The sequence below is a fragment of the Hasllibacter sp. MH4015 genome (genome assembly GCF_020177575.1).
Classification (GTDB): Bacteria; Pseudomonadota; Alphaproteobacteria; order Rhodobacterales; family Rhodobacteraceae; genus Gymnodinialimonas.
This window is the reverse complement of record NZ_JAHTBK010000002.1, coordinates 16,354-29,058: the sequence shown is the minus strand read 5'-3', so window position 1 is coordinate 29,058 and position 12,705 is coordinate 16,354. Positions and strand designations below refer to the sequence as shown.

The following is a 12,705-nucleotide window of genomic DNA, read 5'->3' as shown; positions in this document are numbered from 1 at the left end:
AAGGGGCCTTCGGGCCCCTTTGTCATGAAAGGCCAGGTCGAGTTTCCATAGGAAACTCTGGCCAGAAGGTGCCGGGTGGCAGGGTCAATTGGCATAGCCAAATGATCCCGAGAACAGAGGTCAGCACCCGGTTGCCAGTTGAAGAAGGCCCCGCCCCACCGGCGGGGCCTTTTGCTTGGGCAGTCGCTCGGTTGCAAGGCTGCAACCCGGGGTTAAGCACCCGTTCCAAAACGAAAAGCCCAATTCCGTTAATCCCCTGTTAATCCGAGGGAACGGGGCGAGATGGCGGGACAAGTCTTGGCCTAAAGGCTAGAAAGAGCTGGAATGCGGCTTGCCTATGCGCCCTCAGACGGTGACTGATGCGCGGACAGCCACGGGGCTTGAGAAGCGGCGGGCGATGCGTTGTCCGCAGAATTGGTCTGTTGTGCGTGTGCGAGAACACTGCGACGCTGCTGCAATGACGGCGGACGAAATAATCGAGCGGCGTATCGTTGACGGTGGTGAGGAACGCGTTCTCACACAAGCCGACTATGATGAACTTCGCCGTCGCATAATCGGCAGGCCAGACTTAACGGATAGGCTGATCACTTACGTGCTTGAATTGGATGCGTTCAAAGCGGATGGAGGGCGCATAACGGCGCAAAACAATGACGATTGGATCTTTCCTCTTTACGTCGAATTCAATGATCTCCTGTCGGATCGCCCCAAGATGGATGCGACTTGGATTCCCAACTTGGCCGCGAGGCGCTTGATGGATGACATTCGTAGTGGGGATTTCTTTCGACTAGATGAGTGATCAATTCGATATTTGATGGTCGAAGATCAACGCTCTCTATCTGCGACGCGCCCCAGCGGGTTAACAGCGGGCTTGCCCGCCCCGCCATCGACGGGCCTGTCGGGGGCCCGGCGATTTGGTTGACGCAGGCGCTCCGTTCCTTCTGAACGATGACTTGGCTGCCATAAAGTGCCTTGCTCATCGTTTTGGATCGCCGGTCCCAGGCCCGCTGACGGCGGCGTTCGGTAACACGGCGGGACAAGCCCCGCCCGACCGGTCCCCCGGGCCACCGCCCGGTCTACGCGCGGGCGCACAACAGCGGGCCGTATCGGTTCCCACGGGCCGGGGGCGCCACGCTGCGCAGAAACACCTTGGCGCGTCGTGGGGAGTGCATATGCTTGCCATTGGGGTCAGCACCTCGCCTTGGGAGGGTCTTCACCATGCAAGAGCGTGCCGATCGCCGCGAATGGCAGCTTCCCAAAAGGCTGGCGTGGTTCATCAATTACGGGACCGGGGATCTCAGCGGGCCGGAATTGCGGCAGCGGCGTACGTTGAACGGTCTTTCGGCCCTCATCCCGATCTCGGGCCTGTCTTATGCGGCCCTCTACCTGATGAGCGATGCGCGGGGGTTATGGCCCGCCGCGCTCGTGGCGCTTCTGTTCTGCCTGATCGTCGCGTGGCCCTTCATCGCGGCGCGAAACGAGGTGGCGGCGTGGGTGTACGGCGCGGGTCTGGCGGTTATCGTTCAGGCGCTTCTGGTGTGGATGTTGGGGCGCGATTCGGGGCTGCACCTCTATTTCCTGAGCATACCGGCTATCGCAATCGTCTGTTTCGGCACCCGGCGCGTGGGGCCGCTGGTCGGGCTGACGGCGATATGCGCCGCGGCGCTGGTGTATTCCGAGGTGATGCTGACCGAACCGGCAGCCTTCATCAGGGTGGGGGACGGCCTCCTGACATTCCTCCAGGTGAGCGCCTTCGTCATCGTCACGGCCTATGTGGCGCTTGGGGTCTATGTGGGCTTCCTATATGCCGACACGGCGGAGCGGGCGCTGGAGGTCGAATACGGGCGGTCGGAGGATCTGCTTTACACCTTGCTGCCGCAGGAGATTGCGCGGCGTCTGAAGGCGGAGCCCCACACGACCATCGCGGATAGTCTGCCGAACGTCGCGATCGTCTTTGCCGACATCGCCAATTTCACGCCGATCGCGGCGAAGCTGGACCCGCAGGAGGTCGTGCAGGTCCTCAACCGGGTCTTCCGCGCCTTTGACGCGCTGGCGGATCGGCTGGACCTGGAGAAGATCAAGACCATCGGCGATGCTTACATGGTGGCCGCTGGCATGCCGAATTCGGTCGGCGACCCGGCGCACCGGGCGGCGAACATGGCGCTTGATATGTTGGAAATCGCGGAAGCCCATGCCTCCATCGTGCCGGACGGGCTGCAGATCAGGATCGGGATGCATGTGGGCCCGGTCGTGGCCGGGGTGATCGGCAACCGGAAGCTGTTCTATGACGTCTGGGGAGAGACGGTGAACGTCGCCAGCCGCATGGAGAGTTGCAGCGCGCCGGGCCGTATCCTGCTGACGCCGGCCGCGCGCGCGCAATTGGGGGACGACTTCACGTTCGAGAAACGGGGTGAGACCGAGGTGAAGGGCGTGGGGCCGGTCGAGACGTGGTGGCTGACCGGGCGGGCCTGAAGGAAGAGCGAGGACATAGGTAGACCTGCGCCAAGGGTGTGCATTTGTGCGAGTTGCGCATTTGGGTGGTCTGCACCTCTCTCGCGGTGGGGCGCGGAGGTCGGCACACGAAAAAGGCCGCCCCCGGGGGCGGCCTGTTCTGTCGGTATCGCAAGCGATTACGAGTTCATTGCGCTCGTGATGGCTTCGTCGATGTCCGTTTCGTCACCCGAGGTCAGGGCGATGAAGATTTCCGTTTTCTCGGCATCGTCGACCATGGCGATCTGCTCGGCGGTGAAGCCACGCGCTTCGAGGGCGTTGACCACGCGGATCTGAGCGTTGCTGTCCATGGACATGTTACCGGCGTCATCCACGGCAAATTCGAAACCGGAGATCACTTCGTCCACGCCGGTCTGATCTTCGGACGTCGCGGCCAGGAACAGCTCGGTGTATTCAGCGTCGGTCAGCAGGTTTACGACACCGGGGGCGTAACCGTTTTCCATCAGCGTCGACTGAACGACGGCCATGGTGTCATCGTCGCGTGCGGTGTCATAGAGGCCTTCGGGACCATCGGCCTGGGTCAGCTCGTAGCTTTCCAGCAGGGTGCGGACTTCGCTCTGACCTTCGGATGTGATGGTCAGGAACAGGGCATTGACCTGTTCGTCGGTCAGCATGTCGATGGTGGCCTGCTCGTAGCCCATCGTCATCAGCGTACGCTCGACGGTGGCTTCGGCGCTCGTCTGAGCTGCGGCAGGTGCAGCGATAGCGAGGGCTGCGGTTGTGGCAAGCATCAGGCGTTTCATAGGAATTCTCCTTCAAGGTATTTTTCGTCGTCCGCCGCTTGATTGCGACAGTCGGGGAGAGGACGTCGCCGGGCGAAAGAAGTTCCGAAGAAAAATCGCAGGCGGCCCAAAAAAGCCGCCTACGTTCTTGAAAAGGATTGATAATTTTTGGTCGTCACGCTTCTGTTAAGGCTTACCGGATCAGGCCCTCACCCCGGAAAATCGCCTCGATCCGCTGATTCATATCGAACGGCGTGTAGGTGTTGCGACGGATCAGAAGCAGGTGAATGGCGCTGATCCCGTCGCAGGTGAGCGCGCCGAACGGCAAGTCGCGGGAGATCGAGGGCGCGCGGTTGAACACGGTCTGGCGGAGCTGGTTGCAGCTGTGGCTGTCGGCGGCGGCGACGGTCGGGATCATCGGCAGGGCCATGGCAAGGGAAAGGGTCAGAACAATCGAACGCATAATAGGGGTCTCCAGAAGGGGTAATCGAACCGAGCATAGCATATCAGAATCTACCGACATGGTGGGGAAAACCGTAGCTCGCATCTGGACACGGTTTGGAAATCGGCCTAATCCGGCGCTCGGTCTAGGGGTGTAGCTCAGTTGGTAGAGCACCGGATTCCAAATCCGACGGTCGGGGGTTCGAGTCCCTCCGCCCCTGCCAGGCCCGATCGGCCGAACCGACCTCCGGATATTTGGGTGCAATGCGTATCTTGATCCTCTTGGCCGTCGGCGCGGTCGCCTTCTATGTCCTGATCGCGCTCGGCATGTATCTGGGCCAGCGCCGGTTCATGTATTTCCCGACCAACGACAATCCGCCGCCCGAGGCGGTGGGTGTGCCGGATGCGCGCGTCGAGGCGGTGGAGACGGCGGACGGGGAGGTTCTTGTCCTGTGGTACGCCGAGGCCGATGCCGGTCAGCCGACCGTTCTGTTCTTTCATGGCAATGGCGGAGAGATGGCGCACAGGTCAGGGCGCTTCGCGGCGTATCGGGCGGCCGGGTTCGGGGTCCTGTTCGTGTCCTACCGGGGGTATGGCGGCAGCACCGGGCGACCGTCCGAGGCGGGGCTGCACGCGGATGCGGAGGCCGCCTATGGCTGGCTGCGCGACAGGGGCGTTGCGCCCGAGGATATCGTGATCGCGGGCGCGTCCCTTGGCACCGGGGTGGCGGTTCAACTGGCCGCCCGGCACCCGGTGGGGGCCTTGGTGCTGGGGGCGCCCTATTCCGCCGCGGACGACCTGGCCGCCGATATCTATCCGTGGTTGCCGGTGCGTCTGTTGATGCGCGACCGGTTTCGCAGCGTCGATCACATTGGCGCAGTGGAGGCGCCGATCCTGATCCAGCACGGCACGGAGGACCGTGTTGTGCCCCATCGGTCGGGAGAGGCATTGTACCAAGCCGCGCCGGAGGGGACGGACTTCGTCAGCATGCCGGGGGCGGGGCACGAGGTGCTGTTCGACCCAAGCCTGTGGCAAAGCGAGATTGCGTTTATTCAGCGGGTCCGGGGCGACAGGTAACGCGGTTCAACGGATGCGGAGCAGCACGGCCAGAATACCGGGCCCTTCGCGCAGCCAACCCTTGATCTGCGGCCAGAGGCGGGCGGTCCCGCGCGGCGGAGCACTGACGGTGACCCGAAGCCCGTGACGCCGCGCGATCAGGCGGGCGCGGGGCAGGTGGTAGGCATCGGACACGATCACCACGTCGCGGACCCCGAGGTCGCGCAGGATCGGAAGGGCGAAGGCGATGTTCTGGGCGGTGTTGGTGGATCGGTCCTCCCGATGGATCGCGGCCTCCGGCACGCTGTCGGCGATCAGGAGGTCGGCCATCACACGCGCTTCGGAGGGCGGATGCCGTCCCAGGCCACCGCAGACGATGATCGCATCGCCGCGGCCCTGGTGAAACAAGGCGGCGCCGTGCAGCGTCCGCCTGCGCAGGGTCGGCGACGGCCCATCGGCCCAGACCGCCGCGCCGAGGATCATGATAGCGGTCAATGCGCCGCGCCCTTCTGTTCAGGCCCCGCCTTGCAAGGCAGCGGCCCCATGCGTATATCGCAACCGATCCAAGGAAGTGACTCCATCATGGCCAACCCGTTCCAGTTTCTGCAACAGACCCGCTCGGAAGTGGCGAAGGTCGTCTGGCCGACCCGTCGGGAAGTGCTTGTCACCACCGCGATGGTCTTCGTGATGGCCGTGGTCGCCGCGATCTTCTTCTTTGGCGTGGATTGGTTGATCCGCAACGGTTTGGAATTCGTACTGACCTATTTCGGAAGCTGATCCGAACCGCCGCAACGGCCCTTGCGTTTCGGCGCCCGAGGCGGTAATCCGCCCCCAACTCCCTACAGACTGACACGGACCCAGGCGCGCAGCGCCTACTATCCCTGTCCAGCGGGGAGAATCGGGCCGATGCGGCCCTTGGGATGATTTTGGGTTCGCGTGCGGATCCGGTGAGAAATGGGAAATGTCATGGCGAAGCGTTGGTATTCGGTCTCGGTCCTGTCGAACTTTGAGAAGCGCATCGCGGAGCAGATCCGCACCGCCGTGGCCGAAAAGGGCCTGGAGGACGTGATCGAAGAGGTCTTGGTTCCCGAAGAGGACGTGATCGAGATCCGCCGGGGCAAGAAAGTCACTGTGCCCCGCCGCTTCATGCCCGGCTACGTGCTGGTGCGCATGGAGATGACCGACGCAGGCTATCACGTCATCAATTCCATCCAGCGGGTCACGGGATTCCTGGGCCCGCAGGGCCGCCCGATGCCGATGCGCGACGAGGAGGTGAACGCGATCCTCAACCGCGTGGAGGAAGGCGAGGCCGCGCCGCGGTCCACTATCACGTTCGAGGTTGGCGAGAAGGTCAAGGTCAACGATGGCCCGTTCGAGGATTTCGACGGCATGGTCGAGGAAGTGGACGAGGACAACCAGCGCCTGAAGGTGACGGTGTCGATCTTCGGCCGCGCCACGCCGGTGGAGCTGGAATACACGCAGGTCAGCAAGCAGAGCTGACGATTGCCGTGATTTGATTGAAAGGCCGCTCCATCGGGGCGGCCTTTTGCGTTGCGACCTGCGGATCAGGGGACCGCGAAGAGCTTTGCGAATGCGTCGGCCCCATGGCGCGTGAACGCGACGACGCGGGTTTTGGGATCGCGGCTGGCCCATGACATCTCCTCGAACCGGGTGAGGAAGGCGCGCCCCAGGCTGCCCGCGAGGTGGGACCGCCGTTCGCTCCAGTCCAGGCATTCCCGGCAAAGCGGCGCGCGGGCCTTGCGCAAGGCGTCGAGGTCGATCTCCAACCCGGCCACGAATTCCGTGCCGGATGGTGTCAGGCGCAGGTTGTCGCCTTCCAGCGCCAGGTGCCCGTGGCCCATCAGGCTGTCGAACATCTGCGTGCCCTTGTCGCCGGCCAGGTGATTGTAGCACACGCGCGCTTGGCGCAGCGCGGCATCCTTGGGACCGGGGCGCTTGCGCAGTTGCCCCGCCCCGGCGGCCAAGCCCATCAACGCCTCGAGGACATGGGCGACATCGTCGCTGGCCAGGGAGAAATACTTGTGTCGCCCCTGTTTGCGCGGACGCAGGAGGCGTCCATCGTCGAGCTTGGACAGGTGAGAGCTGGCGGTCTGGATCGTGACACCCGCCTCCTCCGCCAATTCGCTGACGGTCAGGGCCTTCCCGCTCATCAACGTGGTCAGCATATTGGCGCGGGCGGGATCGCCGATCAGCGCGGCGATACGGGCGATGTCGGGGCCTTCTTTCATAGTTCGATCATAATCGAAGCATCGGCGCCATTCAATCCGTTAGGGTTCGTTAATAACCAAGAGGAGCCCGCCGTGCTGACGTGTATCATTCGCTACCATATCGACCCGACCAAGAAGTCCCAATTCGAGGAGTACGCCCGAAATTGGGGGCAGGCGATCCCGCGCTGCGGCGCGGACCTGATCGGCTACTACGCCCCCCATGAGGGATCCGCGACGCTGGCCTATGGCATCTACAACGTGGCGAGCCTTGCGGATTACGAGGCGTATCGCGCGCGTCTGTCTGCCGATCCCCTGGGCCGCGAGAATTACGAATTCGCCCAGAAAGAGAAATTCCTGCTGCGCGAGGATCGGACGTTCCTGAGGCTTGCGTCTGCGCCCCACGGGGATAGTGCATGATCGCCGTCATTTTCGAGGTTCAACCGGCGGAGGGTCGCAAGCAAGAGTATCTCGATATCGCCGCCGAGATGCGCCCGATGCTGGATCACATGGACGGGTTCCTGTCGGTCGAGCGGTTCCAGAGCCTGAGCGACCCGCGCAAGATCCTGTCGTTGTCGTTTTTCGAGGATGAGGCCGCCATTGCCCGCTGGCGCAACCTCAACGCCCACCGGGGCGCGCAGGCCAAGGGGCGGGGCGGGGTCTTCGACGATTACCGCCTGCGCATTGCCTGCGTGATCCGGGACTACGGGATGTTCGACCGGGCGCAAGCCCCCGACGATAGCCGCAACGCGCACCGGGAATGAGCGGCGTGTCCCTGAGAACGGAATTGGCGTTGCTGGCGCTGCTCGCGCTTCTGTGGGGCGCGTCTTACCTGTTCATCAAGGTGGCTGTGGCGGAGATACCGCCCGTCACGCTGATCGCTTTGCGGGTTCTGGGGGCGGCCATCTTCCTGTTGGTCGTCATGGGCGCACGGTCGGAGGCCTTACCGAGGGACGGACGGACATGGCGGATGTTGCTGCTTCAGGCCGTGTTCAACAGCATCGGCGCGTGGACCGTACTGGCCTGGGGGCAGCAATATGTCGATGCAGGGCTGGCGAGTGTGCTCAATTCGACGTCGCCGATCTTTGTCTTCCTGCTGACGATGTCGGTGACACGGCATGAGCGGTTGGGTGGGCGCAAGCTGCTGGGTGCTGCATTGGGCGTGCTGGGTGTCGCGTTGATCGTGGGCGTGGATGCGCTGCGCGGGCTCGGCGATCAGGTGGCCGGGCAGATCGCGTGCCTGCTTGGCGCGGCGCTCTACGCCGGGGCGGCGATCTATGGAAAACGGTTCTATCATATCAGCGCGGTTGCCGCTGCGACCGGAACGATGATCTGGGCGTCGGTGGTTCTGGTCCCGGTGGCGCTGGTGTTGGACCGGCCCTGGACCCTGACCCCGTCCGTTTCGGCCTTGGCGGCGACGGCGATCCTGTCGATTCTTTGCACCGGCGTGGCGCTGTTGATCTATTTCCGGCTGGTCCGCACGCTGGGCTCCATGGGCGTTGCCAGCCAGAGTTATCTGCGGGCCGGGATCGGTGTCGTCCTGGGGCTTGTGGTCCTGGGAGAGACCTTCACGCTGCCGGTCGCCGTCGGTCTTGTCGCCGCGATTGCGGGGGTGGCGTTGATCAACTGGCCGGCGCGGGGCGGGCCCGGCCGCTAGGGCCGCCCAGAATTCGTTTGCGCCTGTTTCGATCTCGTCCTATATGCCGGGCTTCGTTCGGGCGGGCCATCGGCGCGTCCCGACCCGTGGGAGGCGAGGCAATCGCGATTGCCGGACCAGACCACGGCCACAAAGGCCCTGAAACGCGATGATGGGCTGTTGGTAGAAAAGGAGAGGCCGAGATGGCCAAGAAACTTGCTGGCACGATGAAGCTGCAGATCCCTGCAGGTCAAGCCAACCCCAGCCCCCCTGTGGGCCCTGCGCTGGGTCAGCGCGGCATCAACATCATGGAATTCTGCAAGGCGTTCAACGCCAAGACGCAGGAGATGGAACAGGGCGCGCCTTGCCCCACGGTAATCACGTATTACCAGGACAAGTCCTTCACCATGGACATCAAGACGCCGCCCGCGTCGTACTACCTGAAGAAGGCCGCCGGCCTGAAGAACGTGGGCAAGCGCAACCGTCCGCGCGGGGCCGAGACGCCGGGTCGCGAGACCGTGGCGACGATCACCGCCAAGCAGCTGCGCGAGATCGCGGAAGCCAAGATGGTGGACCTGTCGGCCAACGACGTGGAAGCCGCAATGCAGATCATCCTTGGTTCCGCCAAGTCGATGGGTATCGAGGTAAAGGGGTAAGACCATGGGAAAGATGGGAAAACGCCTGGCCGCTGCCCGTGCAGCCTTTGAAGGCAAAGATGACGTGACCGTGGAAGAGGCCGTTTCGCTGGTGAAGACCAACGCGACCGCCAAGTTCGACGAGAGCATTGAAATCGCGATGACGCTCGGCGTCGATCCGCGCCACGCCGACCAGATGGTCCGCGGTACGGTCGATCTGCCCAACGGCACCGGCAAATCGGTCCGCGTGGCCGTCTTCGCCCGTGGCCCGAAGGCCGAGGAAGCACAGGCCGCTGGTGCGGATATCGTCGGTGCGGAAGACCTGATGGAGACCGTCCAAGGCGGCACCATCGAGTTCGACCGCTGCATCGCCACGCCCGACATGATGCCCATCGTGGGCCGTCTGGGTAAGGTGCTGGGCCCGCGCAACCTGATGCCGAACCCGAAGGTCGGCACGGTGACGATGGACGTCAAGGAAGCGGTCGAGGCCGCGAAGGGCGGTCAGGTCCAGTTCAAGGCCGAAAAGGCCGGTGTGGTCCATGCCGGTGTCGGCAAAGCCTCCTTCGATGAGGGCAAGCTGGTGGAAAACATCCGCGCTTTCGTGGATGCGGTGGCCCGCGCCAAGCCCTCGGGCTCCAAGGGCACGTACATGAAGAAGATCGCCATCAGCTCCACCATGGGGCCGGGCGTGTCGATCAACGTGGAAAACGCGACCGGTAACTGAGCCTTCCGCACGACCAGACAAAACAAAAGGCGCGTCCCGATGGGGCGCGCCTTTTCGTTTGCGGAAACACCGGGCGGGGTCCGGTGCAAATTCCGTATTTCTGTCCTTTTCGGGTCAAAATCAGACCACGGATGCGCGCCATTGCTGGGGCTGCGCGCCCGGCCCCGTGTCGATCATGCGCATGTAATGATGACCGGGCCCGAGGCCCAATAAGGGCGCTTTGCCATGCCGACGACATTCAACGTTTTCTCGCTGGGGACTTTCGCGAGCATCGACCCGACCGAGGGCAACACCACCGCGGAAAACGCGAGCATCCTCGTGGGGCAGACCATCGGTGGATTTGGCGGCAATGCGCTGGCGGGAAACATCCAGTCTTTCTCACCCGGAAGCAGCGGTTTCGGGGGCGGAACGTCCACTGTCTACGACATGAACAATGCCGCCTCGAACGACACGTTCCGGATCAATGGCGGTCCGAACCAGACATTCGACGGCACCTCGATCTACAACGCGACGATCACCTACCTGGACGGAAGCACGGCGACGATCACCGCCGTCGTGTTCCAGGACACGGTGGGCAACACGTATCTTGCGCCCGAATTCTCCTCCAACGCGGACCAGGCGGCGCTGGAGGCCGGACCGCTCCTGTCGGTCACGTTCGACAGCCTCGTGGGCAACTCCTACAGCGGATTGACGGGATCGCGGGAATCCGGGGCCTACGTGGCCTGTTTCACACCCGGCGTGCGGATCTTGTCGGAGAGGGGGCAAAGACCGGTGGAAACCCTTGCTGTGGGCGACCGCGTCGTCACGCGGGATCGCGGCGCGCAGGCGATCCGGTGGATCGGACGTGCCGAGCGCGTGGCAACGGGAAACATGGCCCCGATCCGCATCGCGCGCGGCGCCCTTGGCCGGGACCTGCCGGAGCGCGATCTGGTAGTATCGCAGCAGCACAGGATGCTTGTCCGTTCCCGCATCGCGGAGCGCATGACGGGGGCGGAGGAGGTCCTGATCCCCGCCAAGAAGCTGCTTGCCCTGCCCGGTGTGGACATCGTGGAGGGGATGGGCGACGTGACCTACATCCACATTCTCCTGGATCGCCACGAGATCATCTATGCCGAGGGCGCGCCGACGGAGTCGCTTCTGGTGGGCAAGATGGCCCGGCAATGCATCGACCCGGAGGCTTTGGCCGAATTGATGGACCTGTTTCCCGAGATCGTCGGCGCGGCGCCCGTGCCCGCTCGCCCAATCCCGGAAGGTGCCAAGATGCGCAGCCTCGTGGCGCGCCACCTGAAGAACGACAAGCCGCTGATTGCCGCCTGACGGGCCGGAAAGCCCGACATTCGGAACCTGTACTTGGGGTGGGCAGAAATGCCCGCCCCGTTTCGTTCGTTAATCATGAAGCCATTCAACGGCTTGATTATAAAACTTTAGCCGATATTTTCGGATGCACCAGCTGCCAGAATGGAAAGCAACCTTAATGTTCCGGCAGGCTAAATATGTCCAATTCAATAAAAACCCGAATGTTGCGTCAGGCATCGCTTGCGATGGTGATCGGTCTGACCGGTGTCGTGCAGGCCAGCGCGCAAGGCAGCAACACGACTGATATCGGGCAGTTGGCCGCGACTCCAGAACGGAGTGGCGGCACCCTGGCGTTTCCCGCGATCTTCGGTGCGGCGTCGGCTGTCGCGCCCGCGGGCGGGTCGGGATACGTGGCCCTTACCTATGCCAATCCGCGCAACGGCATTGCCGGAAGCGACGGGGATGGCGACGTGGCGGCGGGCTACACCTTCGGCAACCCGGTCGATGCGATCAGCGTATCGGTCGGAATTGTCGTCACCGGGCTCGACCCGTTCGGCGATAGCGGAAGCTTCAACATAAGCGCGTCGCGCCTGTTGGGGTCCACCGACCGGTCGGCCACGTTCGTCGGGGCCTCCGCGCTTGGGCTTGGTGGTTGGGGCGATGCGGCTGCGGACGGCGAATCCTATGCCGTCTACGTCTCTCACCTGACGTCGCTGGGCGCGGGTTCGGCGGAGATCCCGCTGCAACTGACGCTGGGCTACGGCAACCGGACCACGTTGGCCGATGACCGGTCGGGCCGGGTGGAGGAGGGCGTCTTCTTCGGGGCAGGTGTGGGCATCACCGAAACCCTGTCGCTAAGCGTTTCGGGAACCGAGACGCAGCTGAATGCCGGTGCCGTTCTGAGCATTCCGCAACTGGAAGGTCTGAGCCTGTCTGCCGGCATGTTCGACATTCTGGACAATACCGACCGCCAGCAATTCACCGCGACGGTCGCCTACAGTTTCTGAACGCTTAAAGGAGAACGAGTAATGACACGTACGATCAAGGCCACGTTTATTGGCGCAACCCTGGCATTGGCGACGGCTTCCGTGGCCATGGCAGGCGGGTCCAGCACCCCGAACCCGACGGCGGCCGCCACGGCGGCCCCGGCCACCACGGCCGCGCCCGCAGGGACCACGATGACTTTCATTCCGCGGTTCCTGACGATCTATTCCCGCTGAAATGCGGGTCTCAGCGCGGCAGAAGTCGCGCGACCTTTCCAACGAGAGGGGTTGGCATTCTGGACCAACCCGTTTAGTGCAACCCGTGCAGTGGAGCGTGCGATTCGTCGGGCGCTCTTTTGCGTTTCGTCCGAGACGGTGGGTCGGGGTGATTTGACCTCGATAAATCCTGCCCGAGACGGGATCAGACATGTGTTTGAGGGCTCGGATCCGTTTGAGCGCTTGGCGGTGTTAGGTTCCGT

The 12,705-nt window shown here is 63.4% G+C and carries 17 protein-coding genes and 1 tRNA gene; 14 read left to right on the top strand and 4 right to left on the bottom strand.

All coding sequences use genetic code 11. From position 1 onward, the window contains the following. The first annotated feature begins 457 nt into the window (after window positions 1–457). Both KUW62_RS19005 and KUW62_RS19000 read left to right on the top strand, forming a co-directional pair. Window positions 458–796, top strand: a complete 339-nt coding sequence (locus KUW62_RS19005; protein ID WP_224817187.1) for a hypothetical protein — start codon at window positions 458–460, stop codon at window positions 794–796. A gap of 419 nt (window positions 797–1,215) precedes the next feature. Beyond that, a complete protein-coding gene (locus KUW62_RS19000) occupies window positions 1,216–2,469 on the top strand; it encodes an adenylate/guanylate cyclase domain-containing protein (protein WP_224817186.1) in 1,254 nt (417 codons plus the stop codon). Between the two features lie 158 nt (window positions 2,470–2,627). Here the strand turns inward: KUW62_RS19000 and KUW62_RS18995 are convergent, their stop codons facing one another. Both KUW62_RS18995 and KUW62_RS18990 read right to left on the bottom strand, forming a co-directional pair. After that, window positions 2,628–3,251: a hypothetical protein gene (locus KUW62_RS18995; RefSeq protein ID WP_224817185.1), complete on the bottom strand. Its 624-nt coding sequence runs from the start codon at window positions 3,249–3,251 to the stop codon at window positions 2,628–2,630. 172 nt (window positions 3,252–3,423) lie between these two features. Next, window positions 3,424–3,693 (bottom strand): hypothetical protein, encoded by a 270-nt coding sequence (locus KUW62_RS18990; protein WP_224817184.1) that lies wholly within the window; start codon window positions 3,691–3,693, stop codon window positions 3,424–3,426. A 126-nt stretch (window positions 3,694–3,819) separates the two neighbouring features. Between KUW62_RS18990 and KUW62_RS18985 the strand changes: the two genes are divergently transcribed. Then, window positions 3,820–3,895 (top strand) — tRNA-Trp (locus KUW62_RS18985). Window positions 3,896–3,935: 40 nt separating this feature from the next. Next, a complete protein-coding gene (locus KUW62_RS18980; RefSeq protein WP_224817183.1) occupies window positions 3,936–4,748 on the top strand; it encodes an alpha/beta hydrolase in 813 nt (270 codons plus the stop codon). Between the two features lie 6 nt (window positions 4,749–4,754). Here KUW62_RS18980 and KUW62_RS18975 read toward each other — a convergent pair whose 3' ends face one another. After that, a complete protein-coding gene (locus KUW62_RS18975) occupies window positions 4,755–5,222 on the bottom strand; it encodes a YdcF family protein (protein ID WP_224817182.1) in 468 nt (155 codons plus the stop codon). A gap of 87 nt (window positions 5,223–5,309) precedes the next feature. Here KUW62_RS18975 and secE point away from each other — a divergent pair, with 87 nt between their 5' ends. Together secE and nusG are read left to right on the top strand one after the other, a co-directional pair. Beyond that, entirely contained in the window at window positions 5,310–5,504 is a 195-nt protein-coding gene (secE, locus tag KUW62_RS18970) for a preprotein translocase subunit SecE (protein WP_224817181.1), read from the top strand. Between the two features lie 189 nt (window positions 5,505–5,693). After that, window positions 5,694–6,227, top strand: coding sequence for a transcription termination/antitermination protein NusG (gene nusG, locus KUW62_RS18965; protein ID WP_224817180.1), 534 nt, complete (start codon window positions 5,694–5,696; stop codon window positions 6,225–6,227). A gap of 65 nt (window positions 6,228–6,292) precedes the next feature. Here the strand turns inward: nusG and KUW62_RS18960 are convergent, their stop codons facing one another. Beyond that, window positions 6,293–6,976 (bottom strand): helix-turn-helix transcriptional regulator, encoded by a 684-nt coding sequence (locus KUW62_RS18960; RefSeq protein ID WP_224817179.1) that lies wholly within the window; start codon window positions 6,974–6,976, stop codon window positions 6,293–6,295. A gap of 72 nt (window positions 6,977–7,048) precedes the next feature. On the opposite strand from KUW62_RS18960, the gene KUW62_RS18955 reads away from it, so the two are divergent. The 8 genes from KUW62_RS18955 (at window position 7,049) to KUW62_RS18920 (ending at window position 12,463) form a co-directional block, all read left to right on the top strand. Beyond that, window positions 7,049–7,372 carry an NIPSNAP family protein gene (locus KUW62_RS18955; RefSeq protein WP_224817178.1) on the top strand — a complete coding sequence of 108 codons (324 nt, stop codon included), beginning with the start codon at window positions 7,049–7,051 and terminating at the stop codon, window positions 7,370–7,372. Further along, window positions 7,369–7,716, top strand: a complete 348-nt coding sequence (locus tag KUW62_RS18950) for an antibiotic biosynthesis monooxygenase (RefSeq protein ID WP_224817177.1) — start codon at window positions 7,369–7,371, stop codon at window positions 7,714–7,716. Before KUW62_RS18955 ends, KUW62_RS18950 begins: the two co-directional genes overlap by 4 nt. A 5-nt stretch (window positions 7,717–7,721) precedes the next feature. Continuing rightward, window positions 7,722–8,609, top strand: a complete 888-nt coding sequence (locus KUW62_RS18945) for a DMT family transporter (RefSeq protein WP_224817176.1) — start codon at window positions 7,722–7,724, stop codon at window positions 8,607–8,609. Window positions 8,610–8,791: 182 nt separating this feature from the next. Beyond that, entirely contained in the window at window positions 8,792–9,244 is a 453-nt protein-coding gene (gene rplK / locus KUW62_RS18940) for a 50S ribosomal protein L11 (protein ID WP_224817175.1), read from the top strand. A 4-nt stretch (window positions 9,245–9,248) separates the two neighbouring features. Continuing rightward, window positions 9,249–9,947, top strand: coding sequence for a 50S ribosomal protein L1 (gene rplA / locus KUW62_RS18935; protein WP_224817174.1), 699 nt, complete (start codon window positions 9,249–9,251; stop codon window positions 9,945–9,947). Between the two features lie 225 nt (window positions 9,948–10,172). Then, window positions 10,173–11,264, top strand: a complete 1,092-nt coding sequence (locus tag KUW62_RS18930) for a Hint domain-containing protein (protein WP_224817173.1) — start codon at window positions 10,173–10,175, stop codon at window positions 11,262–11,264. Between the two features lie 200 nt (window positions 11,265–11,464). After that, the gene (locus KUW62_RS18925) at window positions 11,465–12,250 is read left to right on the top strand and encodes a hypothetical protein (protein ID WP_224817172.1); all 786 of its coding nucleotides are present in this window, start codon (window positions 11,465–11,467) and stop codon (window positions 12,248–12,250) included. 21 nt (window positions 12,251–12,271) lie between these two features. After that, a complete protein-coding gene (locus KUW62_RS18920) occupies window positions 12,272–12,463 on the top strand; it encodes a hypothetical protein (RefSeq protein ID WP_224817171.1) in 192 nt (63 codons plus the stop codon). Window positions 12,464–12,705 lie beyond the last annotated feature (242 nt).

Bases quoted from the DNA above. Each gene is read 5' to 3' on its own strand.
- KUW62_RS18920 (WP_224817171.1), top strand. From the start codon at position 12,272: ATGACACGTACGATCAAGGCCACGTTTATTGGCGCAACCCTGGCATTG.
- KUW62_RS19005 (WP_224817187.1), top strand. From the start codon at position 458: ATGACGGCGGACGAAATAATCGAGCGGCGTATCGTTGACGGTGGTGAG.
- rplK (WP_224817175.1), top strand. From the start codon at position 8,792: ATGGCCAAGAAACTTGCTGGCACGATGAAGCTGCAGATCCCTGCAGGT.
- secE (WP_224817181.1), top strand. From the start codon at position 5,310: ATGGCCAACCCGTTCCAGTTTCTGCAACAGACCCGCTCGGAAGTGGCG.
- KUW62_RS18950 (WP_224817177.1), top strand. From the start codon at position 7,369: ATGATCGCCGTCATTTTCGAGGTTCAACCGGCGGAGGGTCGCAAGCAA.
- rplA (WP_224817174.1), top strand. From the start codon at position 9,249: ATGGGAAAGATGGGAAAACGCCTGGCCGCTGCCCGTGCAGCCTTTGAA.
- KUW62_RS18990 (WP_224817184.1), bottom strand. From the start codon at position 3,693: ATGCGTTCGATTGTTCTGACCCTTTCCCTTGCCATGGCCCTGCCGATG.
- KUW62_RS18995 (WP_224817185.1), bottom strand. From the start codon at position 3,251: ATGAAACGCCTGATGCTTGCCACAACCGCAGCCCTCGCTATCGCTGCA.
- KUW62_RS18980 (WP_224817183.1), top strand. From the start codon at position 3,936: ATGCGTATCTTGATCCTCTTGGCCGTCGGCGCGGTCGCCTTCTATGTC.
- KUW62_RS19000 (WP_224817186.1), top strand. From the start codon at position 1,216: ATGCAAGAGCGTGCCGATCGCCGCGAATGGCAGCTTCCCAAAAGGCTG.
- KUW62_RS18930 (WP_224817173.1), top strand. From the start codon at position 10,173: ATGCCGACGACATTCAACGTTTTCTCGCTGGGGACTTTCGCGAGCATC.
- nusG (WP_224817180.1), top strand. From the start codon at position 5,694: ATGGCGAAGCGTTGGTATTCGGTCTCGGTCCTGTCGAACTTTGAGAAG.
- KUW62_RS18960 (WP_224817179.1), bottom strand. From the start codon at position 6,976: ATGAAAGAAGGCCCCGACATCGCCCGTATCGCCGCGCTGATCGGCGAT.
- KUW62_RS18925 (WP_224817172.1), top strand. From the start codon at position 11,465: ATGTTGCGTCAGGCATCGCTTGCGATGGTGATCGGTCTGACCGGTGTC.